Raw genomic sequence first — 22,337 nt, forward strand, 5'->3', positions numbered from 1 at the left:
CGGACCGAACGGCGCAAGCTAACATAAGTAGGGATTGCAGTCGGTCCAAAGAAGTCGACAGAACAGATCGATCGATCTATCATTAGGACTGATCACCTCCAATTCGACCAGGAATTCAGTGACGGAAGACCAATTGGACCGCATCGACAGGAACATCCTGTCGGCTCTGGGCAGCAATGGCCGGCTTTCCATGTCAGAACTGGCGGCGAAAGTCGGTCTGTCGAAGACGCCGGTGCAGGCACGAGTCAAACGGCTGGAGAAGGACGGCTTCATCAGGGGCTACCAGGCAATCATCGACCGTGAGCGCATGGGCGAAGGCCATGTCGCCTTCGTCCAGGTGAAACTGTCCGACACCCGCTCGGCCGCGCTCGACGCCTTCAACCGCGCCGTGCAGGCGGTGCCGGAGATCGAGCAGTGCCACATGATGGCATCGAGCTTCGACTATCTGCTGAAGGTCCGCACTACCGACATCGCCGCCTACCGCCGTGTGCTTGGCGAGCGCATCTCCGCCCTGCCGCACGTTGCCCAGACCTCGACGTTTGTCGCGATGGAGACGGTGAAGGATCGGTAGGAGAGCGCTGTTGTTGTCCCGCCCTCACTCCGCCAGTGTCTTCAAAAACGCCACCAGCGCCGCGCGTTCGCGGTCCGAAAGCTGCAGCGGGTGGATCTCGGATGTGCCCTCGACGCTTGCCGGTGCCTTCGAATAATGCGCCACCACCTCGTCGAGGGAGGAAAACTGCCCGGCGTGCATGTAGGGCGGCCGGGTGGCGGCACCCCGCAGCGACGGCGTCTTGTAGGCGCGGACGAGTTCCGGCCCGGTCTTGACCATGAAGCGCAACTCGCGGCAGGCGCTGGCATCGCCGTCGCGAAAGGCGCCGAAACAGTTGAACGGATCGGCCTCGACCTGCGCCACCGCCTCGACGCGGCCGCGATCCGGTGGCAGGCCCGCGACCGGCGGCACGCCGGTGTTGTGGAAGCTGCCGTCGGTAAAACGCGGGCCGTTGTGGCAGGTCACGCAATTGGCCTTGCCGATGAACAATTTCAGGCCGAGGATTTCCTCCGGCGAAAAGGCGGCGTCGCCTTTCGGCTCGGCGCCCGCAGCCAGGTCGATGGCGAAGCGGTCGAAGCGTGTCTGCGGCGGCGCGATCGAGCGCTCGAAGGCGGCGATCGCCTTGCCGATGTTGGCAAAGACGCGGTTGACCTCCTCGGCTTGACTGGCGGGCATGGCGTTCCAGGCCGCCTTCTCGGCATCGGTGCCGAGCGGGCCGGCATTGGCCGGCACGCCCGAAAGGTCCGGCAGCGGCCCGAAGATGCGCTCGTAGCGCTCGCCGAAGCGGGCCTTGATGTAATGCGCGAAGGCGGCGCGGTTGCCGGCCTGCTCCAGCGGATTTTCGAGCGGTGTCAGCGCTTGCGCCCACAGGCTGTCGCGCCGCCCGTCCCAGAAGAACCAGGAATCATGCGCGACGCCGGCCAACGGCATGGTACGACGGTTGGTGCGGCCGACGGCGACCGCTTGCGGCAAGTCGTCCTGGAATTGGCGGTCGATCTTGTGGCAGGTCGAGCACGATACCGTGCCGTCGCCGCTCATCCCGGTGTCGAAGAACAGCGTCGAGCCGAGTGCCGCGGCGGCCGGCACATCGGCGAAGCGATTGGTGGTGTCGGGCTTCAGCGGCGGCAGCTTGGATAGTGCCAGCGAGGCGATGGTCTGCTTTTCGGCATCGGAAAACTCCGGTCTGCCGCAGCCGGCAAGCAGGGCCACCACCACCAACGCGAGAAGACTGGGAAACCGGCTCATCAGTGGCTCACAGCACCACATTGAAGACGACAGTGTCCGAACCGGCCGCAGCGGAAATGGCAAAATGCAATTGCCACCACCCGCTCATCGTGAATTTGACGCCGTCGATGCGATAGCGCCCCGCGCCGAGGTAATCGGTCGCCTGCGGGCTCGTCGGCAGACCGTGCTTGTGCTGCGGCATGCCGCCGGAAATCGTTATCGCAGCACCTTCCACCGGCGCACCCTCGACGGTTTTGAGCGTGAGCAGCCAGGATTCCAGTTCGCCCTGCCGGATGACGCCTTTCTCGGGCTCGAAAGTCGCCACGAACAGCTTGTTCGCCGTCGTCTTGGAACGGCCGACGTCCGAACTTGGTTGGGGTGCATGCGGCGCCGTCAGATAGACGATTGCCAGCACTCCGGCGAGCAAGGCAGCCAGGCCGAGGCCTCCAAGAAGATAACGCCATAACGATGCCAAACCCATTCCTGTTCTGCGGATAACGTTTCGCTGGGCAGATCGCGTCCCACGCCCCTGTGGGAAATCGAGCCCAGTGCAAGAATCCGCCGTCGCCAAGCATGGCGCTGCCGGCTGCAAAAAGCTACAGCACCGCAATTGCAGGATGGAGGAGTGCTTCATGGCAGGAAACGGCATCGCCTCGATCGGCGAGTGCATGCTCGAGCTTTCGGGCCAGGCCGGGCCGAACTGGCGCATGGGCTTTGCCGGCGACACGTTCAACACGTTATGGGCGCTGCATGCCTTGAGCGGCGAGCGGCCGGCGACCTATGTGTCGGCCTTCGGCGACGACCCGTTCTCGCGCGACCAGATCAAGTTCCTGGCCGAGAGCGGCATCGGCATCGGCGCCAGCCCGGTGATAGCGGGCGCCCGCCCCGGCCTCTATGCGATCACGCTGACCGGCGCCGAACGTTCTTTCACCTATTGGCGGGCCGATGCGGCCGCAAGGCAGTTGGCTTCGGACCCAGCCGCTTTGCAGAAAAGCCTTGAAAACCAGGCGCTTGTCTATTTTTCCGGTATAACTTTGGCAATTCTCGACGAGGCTCCACGCAAGGTACTGCTGACGGCCGTGGCCACGGCGCGCGCGGCCGGCTCGCTGATTGCCTTCGATCCCAATTACCGGCCGCGGCTGTGGCACCGGCGCGAGGACGCGCAGGCCGCGATCCTCGAGGCACTCGCCGTCGCCGACATCGCGCTCCCGACCTTTCCCGACGAGCAGATGCTGTTTGGTGATACGACACCGCAGAAAACAGCCGAACGGCTGCGAAAGCTGGCCGGCGAAGTCGTCGTCAAGAACGGTGAGGAACCGGCGCTGATCGCGCAAAACGGAACCTTGCAATCGGTTCCGGCGGTGCACGTCGCCACCCCGGTCGACACCACCGGCGCCGGCGACTCCTTCAACGGCGCCTACCTCGCCGCCCGCCTTGCCGGCCATGCCCCGGCAGAAGCCGTGCTGCGCGCTCATCGCGTCGCCGCCGCCGTCGTGCAGGTGCGCGGCGCCCTGGCGCCGTTCGAGACGCTCAAGGGTGCGTTCGAGGCACCCGCTATCTGACCTTGATGACGACCTTGCCCTTGGCGCGTCCTGTTTCGACATAGGCCAGGGCGTCATTGGTCGCTTCGAATGGAAAGACCCGATCCACAACCGGGCGGATCGCGCCGGCTTCGATGAGAGCGGTGATTTTGCTCAGCTGATCGCCCTGCGCCCACATGAACAGGAACGAAAACTGCACGCCGCGGCGCTTGGCTTTGGCCCGAATTCCGCGACTCAGGAAGCGCAGCACCAGCCTCAGCATCAAGTTCAGTCCCTTTTCCCTGGCAAATTCGGCATCCGGTGGACCGGAGATGGAGATGAGCTTGCCACCCGGTTTCAGCACCCTCAGGGATTTTTCCAGTGTCTTGGCGTCCTGGCTGTTCAAAACGACATCGTAGCCCGACAGAACTTTCTCGAAGTCGTCTTTCCTGTAGTCGACGACGACATCGGCGCCGAGACTTTTGACCAGATCGGCACTTGCCGCGCTCGCGGTTGTCGCAACGGTCGCGCCGAGGTGCTTGGCCAACTGAATAGCAAATGTCCCGACGCCGCCGGAACCAGCCTGAATGAAGACCTTCTGTCCCTTCTTCAGGTTTGCCCGTTCGATGAGCGTCTGCCAGGCGGTGAGACCGACCAGGGGAATCGACGCCGCCTCTTCCATACTGAGATTCTCGGGCTTCAAGGCTACGTCGGCCTCATTCACGGCAATGAATTCGGCGAATGTCCCAATCCGGCCATCGCGCGGCCGCGCATAGATCTCGTCGCCGACCTTGAACTTGCTGACTTTCGATCCCACGCGGATAACCTTCCCAGCCACGTCGTGGCCCAGGATGAAGGGCCGGCGGTAGGGCAAGATGAGCTTGAATTCTCCGGTTTTGACCTTGGAATCGAGCAGGTTCACCCCTGCGGCATGGACCTCTACCAAGACATCGCTGTCCTGGAGCTCCGGCTCCGGCATTTCGGCCAGCCGCAGAATGCCCTTCTTGTTATACTTATCAACAACGAATGCCTTCATGGCAGTTACTTTCTAAGAATGCCTGTTGCTGTTCGGGACGAAACAAGCCGAACGTTTTCAGCTGCATAGCCGCCTTGCGGCAAGGCCTCAGCCTCGAGGAAGGACAGGGCCTTCGGGACAAAATCGGCGTGGTTCTGAAATATCCCGCCATGCCCGGCATCCGGATAGATGACCAGATGCGCCCCCGGGATACGCCCGGCGAGATCATAGGTATTGCTGCTCGGCACCATCCTGTCCTGGTCGCCATTCGCAACCAAAGTGGGAATGCGGATGGTGCTCAGGTCTTGTGGCGCCTGGAGTCCGTAGGCCTTGATCGCCTTGAGTTGCGCGACGAACGCGCTCAGCGATATCGCCTTGTCCCGGTTGTTCCGGCGCTCCTTCAGCCGTTCCAGAAATGCGTTTGCGGCGCGGCGCCCATTCGGCGTTCTTGTGAAGAAGAGATAGTACTTCGGATCCCGAAAAGTCAGCGCGCCCTTGATCATGTCCACGATCGTCAGCGGCGTCACCTTGTCGATGCCTTGCCCACCGGCCGGCCCCGTGCCAGCCAGGATGAGTTTGCGCACAAGCTTGGGCTCGGTCAGCACAATCTCTTGCGCCACGAAGCCGCCGAGTGAAAAGCCGAAGAGATCGACTTCTTCGAACCCCAGCGCCCGGACAAAGGCGATTGCATCCCGCGCCATGCCGGAAATGGTCGACGGAGTTTTGCCACCCGAAGCACCGATGCCGCGATTGTCGAAGGCAATTACCCGCCGGGTCGCAGCGAGGCCATCGACGATGCGCGGATCAAAATTGTCCAGCTGAGCAGCCAGATGGTTGAGCAGGATCACTGGCACGCCCGTCCTGGGCCCGAGTTCCCTGTACGCAAAAGCTATGCCGCCGACATCGATCGAGAGCGTTGGCGCGTCCTGGAACAATGCCGGTGAACGCGGCGACCGATTGGATCTATGTGTCATGCTTGGCGTCTCCGTTTCGTAGGGCCTGGCTAAATGTGTTGTGGTTGCTAGTCGCATGTGCGTGAAATCCTCTGGCTCGCCGTTGTTCAGACCGGCAGTCGGAACTGCTTGCGCAGGCTCTTGTCGAAAATCCCCGCGGGGGCAAAGCGGCGCAGCAGGCTGACCTGGCGCGCTGCGTTGCCAGCGGTATAGCGCCGTCGCGGGCGGGCATCGGTCGCTGCCTTGACAACCACATCCGCCACCACTTCCGGCCGATCGGCTTTGGGCATCACATCGCCCAGCAGCGCCTTGAGCCCGGCTCGAGCCCGATCGTATTCCTTCAACAGCGAATCCGGCTCGATGCCGTTCTGGTCGAAGACGGTGCGGACGAATGCCGGCTCGATGACGGAAACGCGGACGTTGAAGGCGCGCACCTCGTGGTCGAGCGATTCCGAATAGCCTTCGAGCGCGTGCTTGACCGCCGAGTAATGAGCTGAGTATGGCGCGGGTACCAATCCCAGAATGGAGCCGATATTGATGATGCGCCCTTCGCCGCGCCGCCGCATCGACGGCAACACCGCATTGGTCATCCGCATGACGCCGAACAGATTGACGTCGAACAGGGCTTGTACCTGGGCGACCGAGGATTCCTCGGCGCCGCCTAGCAGACCGACACCGGCATTGTTGACCAGGAGGTCGATCCGGCCGGTCTGCGCGAGCACGTTCGCAACGAGCGCATTGACGGCCGCATCATCGGTCACGTCGCATGCCAGCATGGTCACTCCGCCCGGACCATTACTGGTCTTGCGGCGACTTGTCCCGAAGACAGTGAAACCCGCCCGCGCCAAGGCCTCGGCGCTGGCGCGGCCGATGCCGGAGGAGGCTCCGGTCACGATTGCGGTCTTTTCAGAATTCCCATTCATTTTTGATGTTCCAGGTTCGAGAGGTCTAGCTTATTTCCACAAATTGAATTATGGTCGTAATATCAGATTATGAGCATAATGCAATAGCAGGACAGGAAAGAAAGACCATGCGCTACGAAAAGGGCCGAAAAAACGCGTCACGCAGCCGGATCATGGAGGTCGCCGCCGAACGTTTTCGATCTGACGGCATCGCGGCGTCCGGGCTGGCAACCATCATGAGCGACGCCGGGCTGACGAACGGCGCCTTCTATCCGCACTTCCAGTCGAAGGCGGAGCTCGTCCGTGAAAGCGTGGCGGCGGCCTTGGACGCGCAGTCGCATGAAGTGCAGGAAGCATTGGCCGCCGGCGGTCCGGAAATGGCCATAGAGACGTATCTATCGGCCGAGCACCGGGACAATCCTGGAAAGGGTTGCGCATCGGCCGCGTTGTTGCCGGAAATTGCGCGGCAGCCGCCTGAAACGCGAGCCCTCTATGCCGAGCGCGCTCAATCCCTGGTGCGCCAGATAGCTGAAGCTCTGCCGCAGACGAACGATCCCGAGGGCGCTGCGTTGGGCATGTTTGCAACGCTCATCGGCGCGCTTCAACTCGCGCGCGCCGTGGAAGGAACGGAATTATCGGATCGTATCCTCGCGGCGGGAGCAGCTGCCGCAAAGGCGCTGATCCGGCCGGTTCAAGACGAGGTGGCCTCCTGAGGGCCGCCCGGACTATTCGGCCGGCTCGAATCTGCCTTGCACCAAGACTGTCTCCACCGGCCCGAGCGGATTGATGATCCGGCTCTCCAGGACTTCGATAAGTTTGCGTCCAACACCCGCCATATCCACGGAATGAACTCCGATCTTTGCCGGCAGGAAGCGGGCCAGCCGCGTGCTGTCACGGGTGACGATGTGGACGTCGCGGCCTGGTGTGAGACCCCGCTTGCCGAGAGCGTGCAACGCTCCCAGAAGGCCCAGTTCGTTGGCGCACGCCAAGCCCGTTGGCGGATCTGATGACGCCAGCAAGCGATCGAACCAGCCTGCGCTCGATTCCATGGTGAACATGCCATGACCGATCAACGATGGGTCGATCGGAATGCCAGCCTCGGCCATTGCCCTTCCATACCCGGAAAGACGCGTGGCACTCGCCTGGTCCTCCGGAACGAGAAGTTGCAGCGCAATACGTCGACAGCCCTTATCCATGAGCCGCCGGGTCGCCTCATAGGCAATCTGTTCATTGTCGACATCGACGTAAGGATACGCGATATCCAAGTCGGTTCTTCCAAACGCGACGAACGGCATGCGTTTATCCAGCAGCAGCTTGACGCGCGGATCAGCCGACACCAGGCGCGTGATGACCAGGCCGTCTGCGCTGTGCGCCTGAAGCTGCCGCTGCACACTCTCAACGGGATCGTCGTCGGGAGTGGTGGAATAGATGGACAGACTATAACCGGCTTGCCGCGCCGCCAGCGTCATGCCTTCGATTAAAGGAAGCTTTAATAGATCGGACAGATGGTCTCGTGTTTCCATCGGGAGTACTGCCGTCAGCGTCTGCGTTCGACCGGTTTTGAGCGCGCGACCATGATGATTTGGTAGATAGCCGACCCGCTTGGCCGCCTCCTTGACGCGGGCTATGGTCGAGGGCTGCACCTCCGGCCCATCCTTCAGAGCGCGGGATACCGTGGTCACCGACAGGGAAAGTTCAGCGGCGATCTGCTTTAGATTGGCCATTGTTCGCCCGACTTCATTTGCGAAAGCGCCGGCTGATTTGCTGACCGCCATAACGTTACCGAATTCGACATCCCGGTCAATCCAAACTCCCGCAGGAAGCAGCTTGACTCCGGCGCATTCAGATGCAATCGTAACGTTACGATTACAAAATAATGGCTCTTTCAAGCGATATTCCATAAAAGTTGGGGAGGAGAACCTATGTCCTGGCTACGCATTTCCTTAACAGCATTCGCAATCTCGGCTGCCCTGCCCGTGCATGCGCAGACGGTCACAATCACGACCGCGGGTGGCGACTATGGCAACGCCATGAAGGAGGCCATGTGGGCCCCTGCTGCAAAAGAGCTTGGCTATGATGTCCGCGAGGAGACCCTAAGCGACGGCCTGGCCGCCTTGAAGATGCAGGTCACCTCGGGTGCGGTCACGACCGACGTCATTCACCTGGGCTCACCGGAAGGTGCCCAGGCGGCCGCACAATCGCTGCTGGAGCCACTCGACTACAAGATCATCGATCCGAAATCCGTGCCGGAGGGTGCGAAGTCCGACTACTGCTATCCGTTTGACTCCTATGGCACCGTCATGTCGTGGAACACCAAGACCTATGGCGAGAACCCGCCGAAGACGTGGGCGGAATTCTGGGATGTTGCCAAATTTTCTGGCCGTCGCGCGTTGCGCGCCAATGCGCAAGACTCGATCGAGATCGCGCTTCTCTCCGATGGCGTGGCACCGGCGGACGTCTATTCCGTGCTCAGCACCCCGGAAGGGCTAGAGCGCGCCATCAAGCGGCTTGAAGCGATCAAACCAGATGTCGCCGTGTGGTGGACCTCGGGCGCCCAGTCGGCGCAGTTGCTGAAAGACGGTGAGGCGGATTTGGTCATTACCTGGAACGGACGCGCCCAAACCGTGAAAGCCGATGGCGGGCGCGGCTGACTACACGTTCAAGGGTTCGGTCATCGGCACGGACTGTCTTGGGGTGCCGAAGGGAGCGCCGAACAAGGAAGCCGCGATGAAGCTCATCGCAGCGATGACGCAGCCCGCGCGGGTTGCCAAGCTGACCGATTTCATTGCCTACGGCCCAGTCAATCCTGCGGCATATGAGGGTGGCCTTATTCCCGAGGACCGTCTGAAGACCCTTGCGACCGCGCCTGAAAATGCTGGCACTTCGGTGTTTTCCAATTCAGAATGGTGGGTCAAGAATGGCGAGGCTGCCCAAAGAGCCTTCGATGAAATGATGGCTCGCTGACTCTCAGCTCTGACGCATGTCGCGCAAAAATGTGCAGCGCGACAACGACATGCATGAAAACAAGAAACCTAAAGCGCGTCGCGTGAAGCCAGTCGAACGCGACGCGCTTTAAGGCTGGAGCACATGATGAAGTCGCTCGCGATCACCGTCGAAAGCGTGCACAAGGCTTATGGGTCCTACGTCGCACTGGATGATGTTTCGCTCGACATTCAGGCTGGCGAATTCCTCACGCTGCTAGGGCCATCGGGATCGGGCAAGACCACGTTACTCATGGCTCTGGCTGGTTTTGTCCGGCCGGATTCCGGTAAACTTTTCTTGGGCGATCGAGACATCACCCGCCTGCCGCCCAACAAACGAGACATCGGCATAGTATTCCAGAATTACGCCTTGTTTCCCCACATGAATGTCCTGGCGAACGTCGCGTATCCGCTGGTGCTGCGCAAGGTACCGAGAGCGGAGGCGCGTCAGCGGGCGCTTGATACCTTGGCCCGCGTGAAGCTGGATGGTCTGGCGGAGCGCAATATTGCCGCACTATCCGGCGGCCAACGTCAACGGGTGGCATTGGCGCGGGCTATCGTCTTCGAACCGCGCGTGATGTTGATGGACGAGCCGCTGTCGGCGCTCGACAAGAACCTGCGCGAGACAATGCAGTATGAGATCCGGCGTCTGCATGATCATCTACGGATCACCACGATCTATGTAACCCACGACCAGCGCGAAGCGCTGATTATGTCTGACCGGATTGCGGTGATGAATTCTGGCCGCATCCAGCAGATAGATACGCCGCAGCGGATTTATGATCGTCCATCGACCCGCTTCGTCGCGGAGTTCATGGGCGAGGCCAACATTGTGGCCCCGGGCTCAGCGCGCAGAATCGACGGCGCCGAAGCATCACGCGAAACCCTAATGATCCGCGCCGAAAGCTTCCATCTTGATGCGAAGCTCGTCGGGGGAGACGGAGTGGCTCTCGAAGGAATACTGCGCGCCAAAGCGTTCCGCGGCGAGAACTGGCTTTTGACGCTGGCGCTTGACGGCGGGCAAGAGGTTCTTGTCTGCATTCCGGCAGCGCTGGCCGGCGGCTGCGCCGAGCTTGCCGCCGGTCAGCGGATGACCGCATATGCACCGGCAGCGAAGGTTCACGCGATACCGGGAGCGATGGCGTGATCGTCGTCCGGGACCCGGCGCTCGCGGCGGATGCGCGGCGCGAGCGGCGGTTTTTTCTTTCACTTTCGCTCCCGGCGCTGTTCATCGTTGGACTGGCGGCGATACTGCCGATCCTTTGGATCATCCGGCAATCCTTCCTGACCACCGGGGGTGAGTACACCGTCGGCAACTACGAGAAGGTCCTTTCGAGCGGACTGACTTGGTCGGCGCTCGTCACCACCCTCGAACTGTCCTTGGGTACGCTGGCGGGCTGCATTCTCCTCGGCACTCCTCTGGCGCTGGCGCTGGCCAGCGTCAGACCAAGGCTGGCCAACGTGCTCATGGCGTTCGTCATGCTGCCGCTGTGGACCTCTATTCTGGTGCGTACCTATGGTTGGCTCGTGCTCTTGCGGCGCGACGGCCTGATCAACGCGGCTTTGACCGGTTCAGGCCTGACGGCGGAGCCATTGCCGCTGGTCTACAACTTCACGGGAACGCTCATCGGCATGGTGCACTACATGCTGCCACTTTTTCTGCTGCCTGTTTATGCTGCGATGCGCGATATCGACCCAAATCTCATTCGCGCGGCTGCGAGCATGGGAGCCACTCTCAGGCAGGTCATCCGCACAGTCATTATGCCGCTTTCGGCGGGCGGCATCTTCTCGGGTTCGATCATCGTCCTCATCTACGCCATAGGTTTTTTCATCACGCCGGCGGTGCTTGGCGGCGGCAAGGTAAATCCGCTCTCTACCCGGATCGAGCGTACACTATCGACCTTTCAGGACTGGGGGTCGGCAAGCGTCCTGGGCATTCTGCTCCTCGTTCTTATGGCGCTGATCGGCGTGATGTTGCTGGCGGCACGCCGTCTGGTGGCCCAGAACACCGTGGAAGCCTCCCATGCTTGAAGCCTATCCGCAAAACAGGCTCGCCCGCATTTTGCTCTGGAGCTTTGCCGCTCTTGTCATGGCATTTCTGATGCTGCCGACGCTCGTGGTGGTGCCGCTTTCCTTTTCGGCGTCGAATCTCCTCGAGTTTCCGCCGCACGCCTACTCGTTGCGCTGGTACGAGAACTTCTTCGGCTCGGCAACGTGGATGGCCGCGCTGAGAACGAGTTTGATCCTTGGGACGTTGACGGCGTTGATCGCGGTGCCTTTCGCGCTGCTCGCCTGCATTTCAATGAATCGGCTGGGCGGAAAGACCGCTGCGGCCATCCAGAGCGTCCTGCTGACCCCCTCGATCACCCCAGGTATCCTGCTTGCGATCGGTCTCTTCTTTGTGTTGGCCGCACAACATCTGATCGGAACGCTATTCGGTGTGCTGGTCGGACATGTGGTGCTGGCCGTTCCGGTCGCCTGCATTGTGCTGCTACCCGCTCTCGCCCGCTTTGACTGGAACCAGGTTCAGGCGGCGCGCAGCCTCGGTGCAAACTGGGCCAGGTCCATTGGCGGAATCATCGTTCCGCAACTTCGGATCAGCTTGCTGTCAGCGACATTGATGGCGTTCCTGACTTCGCTCGACGAGTCCGTGATTTCGATCTTCATCGCAAGCGGTCGCAACAGCACGATGCCGAAGCTTATGTTCCTGTCGCTGCGCGATCAGATCGATCCGACCATTGCGGCGATCTCGACATTGTGGACCGTCATCGTCGTGGCCGTGGTCCTGATTGTGACCCTTCGCCAAAAATCCTGACCGAGACTGGAAACATGCCCACCAATCACCATGCAGCCGACGATCTGACGGATCATTCGACGGACATCCCTCAGGTAGGGTTGGCCATCATCACCGGATCGGCAAACTGGGGGCTTGCCTTCCCGGAAGATATCGAATTCGATGGTGTGCGCACCTTGCGGCGCGACATGAGTTTTGAAACACCTTTCGGTCGCACCGACAACTGGAAGCTGCTCGAGTTCGATGCGTCGATCACAGCCGAAGGGAGAGCAAAACGCGCGCTGTGCATGTATTCGCACGGCAATCCCCGCGACCGTATCGACCATTCCTGCCATCGCCGCGCGTTCTGGGTATTGATGCGGGCGGGTGTACGGCAAGTTCTCGCCTGCTCGACCGTAGGCGCCGTCAACAAGGCGATCCAGCCGGGCGACATGGTGGTGACTGCCGATATCATCGAACTGACGCAGACCCCGTTTTCACTGCTTCCTGACCGCCAGAGCTTTGACTGTTCGGGCAAGCAAATCGTGTGTCCAAGATGTGCGGCGGTTCTGGTCGAAACGGCCCGCCGTCATTGGCCAGCCGAATGCCGCGTTTATGGCATCGAACAGCAGTTGGTGGCTGCCCATTGTTATGGGCCGCGGCTGACAACGCCTGCCGAAGCCTTAGCGTATCGGGGCATGGGGGCGGATGTACTCAACCATTCCATCGCCCCTGAGGCGACCTTGTCGCGCGAGATCGGCGCGTGTTTCGTGCCTTGCGCGTTCGTGACGGCGGGCTTCAACGACTACATGGATCGCAATCGCCAGAAATTGCTGCAGGAGGACGTGCTGCCCAGTCTCTCCATGACAGCCTCGCGGGTCGCGCTGGAGACCGCCGCGCGACTTCCCGCTGATCCGGAATGCTCCTGTAACGGCTTGAAGTCGCCTCAGCCGAAAGAACGCTCCAGCCGGTTCTGAGACGACCTTGGTGCGCCGGATAGCTGAAGCTCTGCCACCGACCAACAATCCCGAGGGCGCTGCATTGGGCGTGTTTGCGACGTTCGAAACGCTGAGGGCGGCGTTTGAGGATTAGGGTCAAAACTCAATCAGACTGGCTGCCGCCAATGGCCCAGATGGGCGGAACTTGCCGTTTGAATCAGTCGGCGGGAATGAGCACAGAGCGCCAGGAGCGGAAGCTTAGCAGGGGTCACGCCAGCGCCCAGTTAGCGCTACGAAGCAGACCTTCAGCCTGTGCCGGAAGCGGGGCCCGGCTTACCAAGTGGCATATCCAGGAAGCGCGTCCCCCTCCTCAGCTAGGCACCGTTTTCGGCTCTACGCTATGCCTGCGCGACGAGCCCCTTCCTTAATCGCAGCGAGGGCCAGAGGATTGGTGACGGGATAGGTTCGGATGAAGTTCTCGACGGTGAACCTTGGAAACTCGACGGCAATCCGCCTGGCGATCGACTGCGCCTGCGCCGACTCTTCGAGCAGCGCGTGGCACAGGGCACGGAACATCAGAGTGACGGGAATATCCGGCGGACTTTGACACAGCGACGACAGACTGTCGGCATAGCGACCGGCGACGAACCGCGCCCGGGCGAGCTGCGCGTAGTACCAACTCGGAGCCTGCGGATTGAGGCGAAGCGCCCGTTCGGCGAGAGCACAGCCTTCTTCCGGATTTCCACACACGAGAGCTCGGCTTGAGGCAAGCATCGACAGCACATCGGCGTCATTGGGTGCCAGGGCCAGCGCCCGGTCGTATTCCTCTGCGGCCCCGCTGATATCGCCGTCAATGGCGCGGAGAGCGCCCATGTAAAGGCGCGTCATCGGATCGGTAGGGTCGAGCGCCAGAGCCTTTTCCACGCATTCTCGCCAGCGCTCGACCGAAGCGGCTGAATCTGGCGTGAAGGCATTGAAGGCATCGACCGCATGTGCCAATCCCAACATCATCCAGGCCCGCGCGAAGCCGGGGTCGAGTTCCACGGCGCGGGACAGCATGCGTATGGCTTCTGCCCTCGCATCGGTCGTGAATCTGTCGTGCAGTTCCACCCCGAGCAGATAGCAGTCGTAAGCACCCAGGCTCGAGGGAGGCTTCCGCCGAGCCACCTCACGCCCGAGATTGGCGAGCTTGCCGAAAGTGCCTGCCAGGGCGTTGATAACGTTCTGTGTGATGCTGTCCTGCATGAGAAAAAAATCATCGGTCGACTCGTCGAACCGCGCCGACCAAAGGTTGGCTCCGGTCCGGGTGTCGACCAGCTGCACCGCGACGCGGACACGCTGTCCGATCGCCTGGAGGGTGCCTTCCAGCAGGTAATCGGCGTTCAGTTCCCGTCCAACCGAGCGTGTGTCGCTCGCCCGTCCCCGATAGGACTGCATGGTCTGGCGCGAAATGACCGCAAGGTCGGGATAGCGCGCTAGGTCGCCGATCATGTCGGCCGACAGGCCGTCTGCCAGCCGCGTCCAGCCGTCGTCGGCGCTCAGGTTTTCGAACGGCAAAACCGCAATTACCGGCGGCTTACTGTCGTCGCCGGAAGAAAGGCGTGGTTTGGCACCGACGATCTTGCCCGCAGTAGCGGGGTCGATCAAGACACGGTACACGCGAACCGGTTCGGCGATACTTTTCATTTTCTGCACGCCGAGTGAGGCAAAGCCGATCGGCACCTTTCCCCTCACATGGTCGCAGGCGGTGGCGGAAATCGCGATTCCTCCAGGTTCCGCCAGCCCTTGCAGCCGATCGGCGATGTTCACCGCGTCACCGTGGATGTCGTCACCCTCAACGATAACATCGCCCAGATTGATGCCGATGCGGAAATCAAGCCGCCGTTCTGGCTGCGTGAAAACGTTCACCTCCGCCTTCTGTTGCTGGATTTCGACCGCGCAGCGTAGGGCGTCGACCACACTGTGGAACTCGACCAACATCCCATCTCCCATGGTTTTCACCAGTCGACCATGGTGCGCAGCGATCCTTGGCTTGAATACTTCGTTCAGGTCGGTTCGGAAAAGCGCACGCGTACCCTCGTCGTCGATCTGGCTCAAGCGGCCATAGCCGACGACATCGGCAATCAGGACGGCTGCGAGATGACGTTCCATCCCCCAATCCTTCGCGGATTGTTACCCGCTTTCCAAGCTTACAGCAGGTCGCAGGTTGATGCCATTGCCGCCGCCCCTGAAAGACAGCTTTTCAGGTCTGTGTACTTTGCTGCATGAGAGCCCGAATGTCGGATAAGGGTCAACTTGCGTCGTCAGGGCTCTCGGCGTCAAAGGTCCAAGAGAGTTCGAAGTCGGTCGTTCAGAGTGATTGCGTTTTGACTCCAGTGCGCCGCGCGTCATTGGACGCGCAAAGGACGCTATAACACTTTGAATTTTGCATGACCCTTTCCGAACCGGAGGTCAGCGCAGCAAAACCATGCCGGTTTCCGGGGGGTCCTGCCCTAAGGCAGCCTGAACCGGTATTCGGTCACGTGATGGTAGATCTGCCCGGGCCACAGCGTGGCTTGCGGGAAATACGGCCGGTTCGGCGCATCCGGCCAGATTTGCGGCTCCAGGCAAAAGCCCGAAAACGCCTTGTACTGGCGTCCGCCCAGTCCAGGCGAGGACGGCGCCAGATACTGGCCGGTATAGAGCTGGACGCCCGGCTCGGTCGTCCAGAGCTCCATCTCGACGCCGGAATTCGCGCCTTGCGCCCACGACGCCTGCTTCAGCGGCCCGCGCGTCGAGGCGAGGCAGAAATTCTGGTCATAGGGGAGCTGTTCGCCCTCGGTCTCCATGCGCAGCGGCCGCGCCTGGCGAAAGTCGAAAGGCGTGCCGTCGACCGGCTTTACCGTGCCTGTCGGAATGAGATCCGCGTCGACCGGCAGATAGGCGCCGGCATTCAGCATCAGCCGGTGATCGAGAATGTCGCCGGCGCCGCCGTCATCCAGGTTGAAATAGGAATGCTGGGTGAGGTTGCAGAGCGTCGGCTCCTCGCAGGTGGCGGTCAGTTCGACGCTGAGCGTGCCGGGGATCTTGAGCCGGTAGGTGCAGGTCACGTCGAGCGCGCCGGGAAAGCCCATCGTGCCGTCGGGGTCGTGCAGGGTCAGCGTGACAAAATCCCTGCCATGCAGCGAAACCGCCCAGGCCCGGCGCGAAAAACCTTGCGAACCGCCATGCAGCGTGTGCTTTTCGAGGAAATTGCGCTCGGTCTGATAGCGTTTGCCGGCAAGCGTGAAGCGGCCGTCGCGGATACGGTTGGCATAGCGCCCGACGACGGTGCCTAAGAAGGCGGTGTCCGTCTCATAGTGCTCGAAACGATCATAGCCGAGCACCAGCGGCGCGTCGTGCCCGGCCAGACGCAGATCCTGGATGATCGCACCCAGCCCGATGATGTTGGCGGTGAGGCCGCCTCCACGGATGGTGAAGCGGCGGACGGCCTCGCCCGCCTGCGTCGTGCCGAAAACCTCGCCGTCCTTCATTGCCATGCTCGCAAGTTCATTGATCGATGCCAACCTGGCCTTTCGAAGCGGCCCAGGATCGTTTTCGGTATTACCGCATCAGGCTTCTAGAGACCAAGTCCGCCGATGCAGACATATTTGGTGTCGAGATAATCCTCGATGCCCTGATGGCCGCCTTCCTTGCCGAGGCCCGATTCCTTGACGCCGCCGAACGGCGCCTCAGGGGTGGTGATGAGCCCTTCATTGACGCCGACCATGCCGTATTTGAGCCCTTCCATGACCCGGAAGGCGCGGCCGAGATCGCCGGTGTAGAAGTAGCAGGCCAGGCCGAACTCGGTGTCGTTGGCGAGTGCTACCGCCTCTTCCTCGGTCTCGAACTTGAACACCGGCGCCACCGGGCCGAAGATTTCTTCCTTCATGAAGCGCATCTTCGGCGTCGCATTGGCGATCACCGTCGGCTGGAAGAACGAGCCGCCGAGCGCGTGGCGCTTGCCGCCGGCGACGACCTTGCCGCCTTTGGCGGTAGCGTCGGCAATCAGCTCCTCGACCTTCTCCACCGCCTTTTGGTCGATCAGCGGTCCCTGCTGGACGCCTTCCTCGAGGCCGGAACCGACCTTCAGTCCGTTGCTCGCAGCAGCCAGCTTTTCGACAAACTGGTCGTAGATGCCGGCCTGCACCAGGAAGCGGTTGGTGCAGACGCAGGTCTGGCCGGAATTGCGGTACTTGGCGGTGATGGCGCCGGCGACGGCCCGCTCGAGATCGGCGTCATCGAAGACGATGAACGGCGCATTGCCGCCGAGCTCCATCGACACTTTCTTGACCGTCACCGACGACTTCTGGATCAGGATCTTGCCGACCTCGGTCGAGCCGGTGAAGGTGATCTTCTTGACCAGCGGGTTGGCACAGATCTCGTCGCCGATCTCGCCGGCAGCGCCGGTCAGGATATTGATCACGCCTTTGGGGAAGCCGACTTCCTCGGCAAGCGCGCCCCAGGCAAGGCCGGAATAAGGCGTCTGCGACGCCGGCTTGACCACGGCGGTACAGCCGGCGGCAAGCGCCGGACCGAGCTTGCGGGCCAGCATCGAGGACGGGAAATTCCATGGCGTGATGGCGGCGATGACGCCGACCGGCTCCTTGGTCACCAGGATACGGCGGTCCGCCCAAGGCGACGGCACGACGTCGCCATAGGTGCGGCGGCCTTCTTCGGCGAACCACAATATGTAGGACGCGGCCGAGCCGATCTCGCCCTTCGATTCGAACAGCGACTTGCCCTGCTCGATGGTTAGTAGTTCGGCCAGCACGTCCTGATTGTCCATCATCGCGTCGTGCAGCTTGCGCAACAGCTTCGAGCGTTCGAGCGCGGTGGTCTTGCGCCATGTCTGGAAGGCCGCGTCGGCGGCTTCGATGGCGCGGCGGGTCTCGGCCTTGCCCGACTTCGGCACCGTGCCGATCTTGAGGCCGGTGGCAGGATTGTTGACGTCGACCGTCTGGCCTGAATCGGCCTGCACCCATTCGCCATTGATGAGATTGGCCTGCCGCATGAAATGGCTGGTCTTCTGAAGCATGATCTCGCCTCCGTTCGGCACCTGGCGGGCCGGTCGCTGATTTCGTGAATGGACGTGCGCGATAGCATCGCTAGAGCCACTGCTCATAGCCCAGGGCAAGCCCCGCAAGCAATCACAAGATGGCATATAGGGTTTGGGCCAGCCAAAGCGAGAGGCGATGCAGCCGGGTTCTTATCCAAAAACCCGGATTCTTATCCAAAAAACCCGAGTTCTTATCCAAAAACCCGAGTTCTTATCCAAAAACATGGACGACCACTGTCAGCCAAAACGCAGTGGTCACGACCGCACAGGCGGTGGCGATGGTCATCTGGTTCGACGCCAGCGCCTGGCCGGTGTTGAACTGCACCGCGATGAGATAGGAATTGATGCCGGACGGCAACGCCGCAACCATGACCGCCACCTTGGCCGTCAATGGCGGCAGGCCGATCAGCCAGACCAGGCCGAGAACCAGCGCCGGCATTAGGAACAGTTTCAGCGCCGACAGCGCCAGCGCCGGCCTTACATTGCCGGAAATGCCGAAACGGCGCAGGCTGAGCCCCATGGCGAACAGCGCCACCGGGGCGGCCGTGCCGGCCAGCGCGTCGCTCAGCCGCGTCGCAAGCACCGGCAGCGGCGCACCGGTGAAGCGCCACGCCAGCCCGGCCAGTATGCCGATGATCAGCGGATTGATGAATACCCGCCTGAGAAAGCTCCTGACGACGCGGAGCGGATGCACAGGCTCGCTGCCGCCGCGGCCGAACATCTCGAAAAGGATGATCGAGGCCATCATCATCACCGGCAGGTGAATGGAAACGAGCAGTGACAGCACTTCGAACCCGGCCGGCCCGAACACGCCGATGATGAAGGGCGCGCCGAGCAGGACAACGTTGGAGTAGGACGACGACACGCCGCCGACGACGCCGGCGCGGGCGTCCCGCCCGAAGATGCGCGTAATGACCAGATGGCCGGCAGCCCAGGTAAGCGCCACTGCCGCGAAATAGGCGCCCCACAGCGACCACGGCGCCACGCCGTGGAAATCAGCCTTTACCATGGTCTGGAACAGCAAAAGCGGCATTGCCACGTTGATGGCGAATTCGGATACGCCCTCGCCGCTCGCCGGCTTCAAATAGCTGGTCAACCCGGCAAGATAGCCGAGCCCGACAAGACTGAAAACGAAGAGGACGGTTTCGGTAAGCGGAGACATTTTTCCCGTGATAGGCGAGGCTCGGCGGCGGCGCAATCGCCCTTCCCTCGCGAATGTACCGGCCAACAATCCGGCCGCTCGGATCTTGCCCGAATTTGCTCATGGTTGGATGCCAGCGCTATACAGGGTTGTCGGGGGACACGCGGCGAATGGGCCTTGTCGGAAATCAGCACTTCTTCAAGCAGGCGTGGCTGACGGCTTTCGTCGGCGCCATGCTTTGCCTCGTGGCGACCTCGGCTCATGCCGCGGAGCCGGCGAGCCTCAAGGGCGTGGCGCTGATTGTCGGCCAGTCGAAATACCAGCACATAGCGGCGCTCCCCAACCCCGCCAACGACGCCCGCGACGTCGCCAAGATGCTGACCGATCTCGGCTTCGACGCGCGCAGCGTCACCGACCGCGACACGGCAAAGCTGAAGCGCGACCTCGAGCGTTTCGCCGAGGATGCCGAGGACGCCGACGTCGCCTTGATCTACTATTCCGGCCACGGCATCGAGGCCGGCGGCGAAAACTATCTGGTGCCGGTCGACGCCGACGTTTCTTCATTGAAGGACGCCGATCAGGCCCTGGTGCCGATCTCCGCCGTCATGGACGAATTGAAGACGACCGTGCCGTTAACGATCATGCTGCTCGATGCCTGCCGCACCAACCCGTTTCCGGCGGACGCGGTGCTGCGCCGGGCGCCCACGGCCTCGGCCTCGCCGATCAGCGCCGGCGGATTGGAGCCGGTGCGCGGTGCCAGGGCACTGGCAAACGCGACCGCGACGGAAAATCTGGGAACGGTGATCGGCTTTGCCGCCGAGCCGGGGCGGCCGGCACTCGACGGCATCGTCGGCGAAAACAGCCCCTACGCAGCGGCACTTCTGCGCCACCTAGCGGCAATGAAGGGCACCGAGTTCGGCTCGGTCATGCGCATGGTGACCGAGGAGGTCTATCTCGACACCAAGGCAAGGCAGCGGCCATGGGTCAATGAAAGCCTGCGCCGGCTGCTCTATTTCGGCGTTGCACCGCAGGAGCCGACCGGCGACGACGGCCTGATCACCGGCGAGCGGCGGCAATTGCTGCTGACGATCGCCGAGTTGCCGAACCCCAAGCGGGCACAGGTCGAACTGGCCTCCCTGCAGGACGGCGTGCCGCTCGACGCGCTGTATGGCGTGCTGAAGGCGCTCGGCACCGAAAAGATGCCAGAGGACCCCACCGATCTGCAAAAGCTGCTCGATGCGCAGGCCGAGCGCCTGAAGAAGATGATCTCCGAGCGCAACGCGCTGCGCACCGACGACCCCGAGATCAGCCGCCTCGTCGCCTCGGCCGACAAGGCGATCGGCCAGGGCGCCATCGTCACCGCGCGCAACTTCCTCGACCAGGCGGTGGGCCGGGTCGAGCAGGCCAGCGGCGTGGTCGATCGGGCAGAGGATCTGGTCAGGCAGAAGCGTCTTGCCGACGCGGCGATCTATGCCAGGCGCGCCGACGCTTCGGCGCTGGTCTTCGACTATCTGTCGGCCGCCAACGATTATGGCAAGGCCTTCTCGCTGGTCGAGAAATGGGACGACAGGCTGCGCTGGAACTACAAGAACCAGGAGGCGGAAGCGCTTAACGCGCATGGCAACGCCACCGGCGACAGGCAAGCGCTGCAGCACGCCATCGACGCCTACCGCGTCATCCTGAACTTCATCCCCAATGGCGAGCAGAACCGCGATTGGGCGATCACCCGCAACAACATGGCTGTGGTGCTGCAGACGATCGGCGAGCGCGAGCGCCAAACCGACCGGCTGGAAAAGGCAGCGAAAATCTTTCGCGATTCGCTTGCCGTGTTCGAGCGCGAGAAGGATGATCTCAACTGGGCGGCCGCCCAGAATAACCTGGCCAATGTGCTGTTGAAGATCGGCGAACGCGAGAGCGACCCGAAACGCCTGAACGAGGCGGTGGTGGCGATGCGCGCCACGCTGGAGAAGCGGCCGCGCGACAAAGTCCCGCTGGATTGGGCCGCCTCGCAAAGCAACCTTGGCCTTGCGCTTTACGCGCTTTCGGAGCGCGAACCGGACGGCGAGCGCCTGACCGAGGCCGAGGCCGCCTACCGGCTGGCGCTTGAAGAATATACGCGCGAAAAGGCGCCCGTTCAGTGGGCGATGGTCCAGAACAACCTCGGCAATACGCTGGTGTCTCTCGGCACGCAACGCAACGACAAGGCGAAAATCGACGAGGCAGCCGACGCCTTCCGCGCCGCGCTCGAAATCCGCACACGCGATACCTTCCCGCTCTCCTGGGCGAGCAGCCGTCTCAATCTGGGTAACGCGCTGAGCAGTGCTGCCCGTTTCGATCTCGGCACCGGCCTGCTCGAAGAGGCGGCTGCCGCCTATGGCGACGCGCTGACCATATTCACACGCCAGCGTTTTCCGACGGATTGGGCTTCGGCGGAGAACAATCTCGGCTCGATCTACCAGACGCTCGGCCAGCGCACGCGCGATCCTGCCAGGCTTGAGCAATCGGCTGCTGCATACCGGGCGGCACGGCGCGTCTATACCAAAAAGGAGTTTCCGCTCGACTGGGCGATGACCCACTACAATCTCGGCAACACGCTGCAACTGCTCGGCGGCGTGACCGACAAGCCGGTGCATTACGAGGCGGCGATCGAGGCCTATCGCGATGCACTGCGCGAATACAAGCGCGAGACGACGCCGCGGCAATGGGCACTGGCGCAGGCCGGCCTCGGCTCGGCGCTGCAATGGCTGAGCATGAGCGAGGCCGATCCCGGCAAACTGGCCGCATCGATCGCCGCGCGCCGGGCAGCGCTGGAGGTGCTGACCTTCGAGACCTCGCCCGTCGACTGGGCAAACGCGCAGAACGGCATCGGCATGAGCCTGATCAATCTCGGCAATCTCGAACGCACCGGCAAATATCTGGATGAAGCCGAAGCCGCCTTCGAGGCGACACTCAAGGTCTTCACCCGCGAAAGCCAGCCGATGCAATGGGCCTTCGAGCAGAACAATCTCGGCGACGTCCACTGGAACCGCGGCAGCTATGGCGGTGGCAATGCCGAATACCAAAAGGCGATCGAATTCTTCGAAAACGCCAAGCAGGGCTTTACCGAAGCCGGCTACACACTCCCGATCCCGCTGACCGACCGCAAGATCGATCTGGTGAAGAAGCAGATAGCGAAGAAATAGGCGTTTCGGCCGCAGGTTGCACTCGGCTTGTCTTTCAGCCGGCTTTGCCGTCCCTATATGCCGGTCACCGGGGACCTGCCT

20 protein-coding genes are annotated in these 22,337 nt (G+C 62.1%); 10 read left to right on the top strand and 10 right to left on the bottom strand.

What is annotated here, in order from left to right:
• The first annotated feature begins 118 nt into the window (after window positions 1-118).
• Entirely contained in the window at window positions 119-571 is a 453-nt protein-coding gene (locus NKJ15_RS13730; RefSeq protein ID WP_023676441.1) for an Lrp/AsnC family transcriptional regulator, read from the top strand.
• Window positions 572-595: 24 nt separating this feature from the next.
• Here NKJ15_RS13730 and NKJ15_RS13735 read toward each other — a convergent pair whose 3' ends face one another.
• Both NKJ15_RS13735 and NKJ15_RS13740 read right to left on the bottom strand, forming a co-directional pair.
• Window positions 596-1,795, bottom strand: a complete 1,200-nt coding sequence (locus NKJ15_RS13735; protein ID WP_352815725.1) for a cytochrome-c peroxidase — start codon at window positions 1,793-1,795, stop codon at window positions 596-598.
• A 7-nt stretch (window positions 1,796-1,802) separates the two neighbouring features.
• Complete coding sequence (locus tag NKJ15_RS13740; protein WP_352470464.1) at window positions 1,803-2,249, bottom strand: FixH family protein; 447 nt, start codon at window positions 2,247-2,249, stop codon at window positions 1,803-1,805.
• Between the two features lie 157 nt (window positions 2,250-2,406).
• On the opposite strand from NKJ15_RS13740, the gene NKJ15_RS13745 reads away from it, so the two are divergent.
• Window positions 2,407-3,336 (top strand): sugar kinase, encoded by a 930-nt coding sequence (locus NKJ15_RS13745; protein ID WP_352685085.1) that lies wholly within the window; start codon window positions 2,407-2,409, stop codon window positions 3,334-3,336.
• On the opposite strand, the gene NKJ15_RS13750 is transcribed toward NKJ15_RS13745, so the two are convergent.
• The 3 genes from NKJ15_RS13750 to NKJ15_RS13760 form a co-directional block, all read right to left on the bottom strand.
• Window positions 3,329-4,330: an NADP-dependent oxidoreductase gene (locus NKJ15_RS13750; RefSeq protein WP_352815727.1), complete on the bottom strand. Its 1,002-nt coding sequence runs from the start codon at window positions 4,328-4,330 to the stop codon at window positions 3,329-3,331. The two genes, NKJ15_RS13745 and NKJ15_RS13750, sit on opposite strands and share 8 nt — an antisense overlap.
• A gap of 5 nt (window positions 4,331-4,335) precedes the next feature.
• Window positions 4,336-5,283: an alpha/beta fold hydrolase gene (locus NKJ15_RS13755; RefSeq protein ID WP_352815729.1), complete on the bottom strand. Its 948-nt coding sequence runs from the start codon at window positions 5,281-5,283 to the stop codon at window positions 4,336-4,338.
• Window positions 5,284-5,369: 86 nt separating this feature from the next.
• Window positions 5,370-6,185, bottom strand: a complete 816-nt coding sequence (locus NKJ15_RS13760; RefSeq protein ID WP_352470337.1) for an oxidoreductase — start codon at window positions 6,183-6,185, stop codon at window positions 5,370-5,372.
• A 107-nt stretch (window positions 6,186-6,292) separates the two neighbouring features.
• Between NKJ15_RS13760 and NKJ15_RS13765 the strand changes: the two genes are divergently transcribed.
• A complete protein-coding gene (locus NKJ15_RS13765) occupies window positions 6,293-6,877 on the top strand; it encodes a TetR/AcrR family transcriptional regulator (RefSeq protein ID WP_352815731.1) in 585 nt (194 codons plus the stop codon).
• Window positions 6,878-6,889: 12 nt separating this feature from the next.
• Here NKJ15_RS13765 and NKJ15_RS13770 read toward each other — a convergent pair whose 3' ends face one another.
• On the bottom strand, window positions 6,890-8,053 hold the full coding sequence (locus tag NKJ15_RS13770; protein WP_352766854.1) for a LacI family DNA-binding transcriptional regulator: 1,164 nt from the start codon (window positions 8,051-8,053) through the stop codon (window positions 6,890-6,892).
• Window positions 8,054-8,086: 33 nt separating this feature from the next.
• On the opposite strand from NKJ15_RS13770, the gene NKJ15_RS13775 reads away from it, so the two are divergent.
• The 6 genes from NKJ15_RS13775 (at window position 8,087) to NKJ15_RS13800 (ending at window position 12,895) form a co-directional block, all read left to right on the top strand.
• Window positions 8,087-8,815, top strand: a complete 729-nt coding sequence (locus NKJ15_RS13775; RefSeq protein ID WP_352815733.1) for an extracellular solute-binding protein — start codon at window positions 8,087-8,089, stop codon at window positions 8,813-8,815.
• A complete protein-coding gene (locus tag NKJ15_RS13780; RefSeq protein WP_352815735.1) occupies window positions 8,799-9,128 on the top strand; it encodes an extracellular solute-binding protein in 330 nt (109 codons plus the stop codon). The genes NKJ15_RS13775 and NKJ15_RS13780 overlap by 17 nt, the downstream gene beginning before the upstream one ends.
• Before the next feature lie 126 nt (window positions 9,129-9,254).
• Window positions 9,255-10,292, top strand: a complete 1,038-nt coding sequence (locus NKJ15_RS13785) for an ABC transporter ATP-binding protein (protein WP_352501102.1) — start codon at window positions 9,255-9,257, stop codon at window positions 10,290-10,292.
• Window positions 10,289-11,176, top strand: coding sequence for an ABC transporter permease (locus tag NKJ15_RS13790; RefSeq protein ID WP_352644745.1), 888 nt, complete (start codon window positions 10,289-10,291; stop codon window positions 11,174-11,176). Before NKJ15_RS13785 ends, NKJ15_RS13790 begins: the two co-directional genes overlap by 4 nt.
• Window positions 11,169-11,960, top strand: a complete 792-nt coding sequence (locus tag NKJ15_RS13795; RefSeq protein WP_352624600.1) for an ABC transporter permease — start codon at window positions 11,169-11,171, stop codon at window positions 11,958-11,960. Before NKJ15_RS13790 ends, NKJ15_RS13795 begins: the two co-directional genes overlap by 8 nt.
• Window positions 11,961-11,974: 14 nt before the next feature.
• Window positions 11,975-12,895: a phosphorylase family protein gene (locus NKJ15_RS13800; protein WP_352614000.1), complete on the top strand. Its 921-nt coding sequence runs from the start codon at window positions 11,975-11,977 to the stop codon at window positions 12,893-12,895.
• A 354-nt stretch (window positions 12,896-13,249) separates the two neighbouring features.
• Here NKJ15_RS13800 and NKJ15_RS13805 read toward each other — a convergent pair whose 3' ends face one another.
• The 4 genes from NKJ15_RS13805 to NKJ15_RS13820 all read right to left on the bottom strand — a co-directional run bounded on the left by NKJ15_RS13805 (window position 13,250) and on the right by NKJ15_RS13820 (window position 19,095).
• Complete coding sequence (locus NKJ15_RS13805) at window positions 13,250-15,007, bottom strand: adenylate/guanylate cyclase domain-containing protein (protein ID WP_352815737.1); 1,758 nt, start codon at window positions 15,005-15,007, stop codon at window positions 13,250-13,252.
• A 341-nt stretch (window positions 15,008-15,348) separates the two neighbouring features.
• Complete coding sequence (locus tag NKJ15_RS13810) at window positions 15,349-16,374, bottom strand: aldose epimerase family protein (RefSeq protein WP_352815739.1); 1,026 nt, start codon at window positions 16,372-16,374, stop codon at window positions 15,349-15,351.
• Between the two features lie 80 nt (window positions 16,375-16,454).
• Window positions 16,455-17,912 (bottom strand): NAD-dependent succinate-semialdehyde dehydrogenase, encoded by a 1,458-nt coding sequence (locus NKJ15_RS13815; RefSeq protein WP_352815741.1) that lies wholly within the window; start codon window positions 17,910-17,912, stop codon window positions 16,455-16,457.
• Window positions 17,913-18,144: 232 nt separating this feature from the next.
• Window positions 18,145-19,095 carry an AEC family transporter gene (locus NKJ15_RS13820; protein ID WP_352685107.1) on the bottom strand — a complete coding sequence of 317 codons (951 nt, stop codon included), beginning with the start codon at window positions 19,093-19,095 and terminating at the stop codon, window positions 18,145-18,147.
• Between the two features lie 149 nt (window positions 19,096-19,244).
• On the opposite strand from NKJ15_RS13820, the gene NKJ15_RS13825 reads away from it, so the two are divergent.
• Entirely contained in the window at window positions 19,245-22,256 is a 3,012-nt protein-coding gene (locus NKJ15_RS13825; protein WP_352815743.1) for a caspase family protein, read from the top strand.
• Window positions 22,257-22,337 lie beyond the last annotated feature (81 nt).

Origin of the sequence: Mesorhizobium sp. M0207 (assembly GCF_040321995.1) — a bacterium.
Taxonomy (GTDB): Bacteria; Pseudomonadota; Alphaproteobacteria; order Rhizobiales; family Rhizobiaceae; genus Mesorhizobium.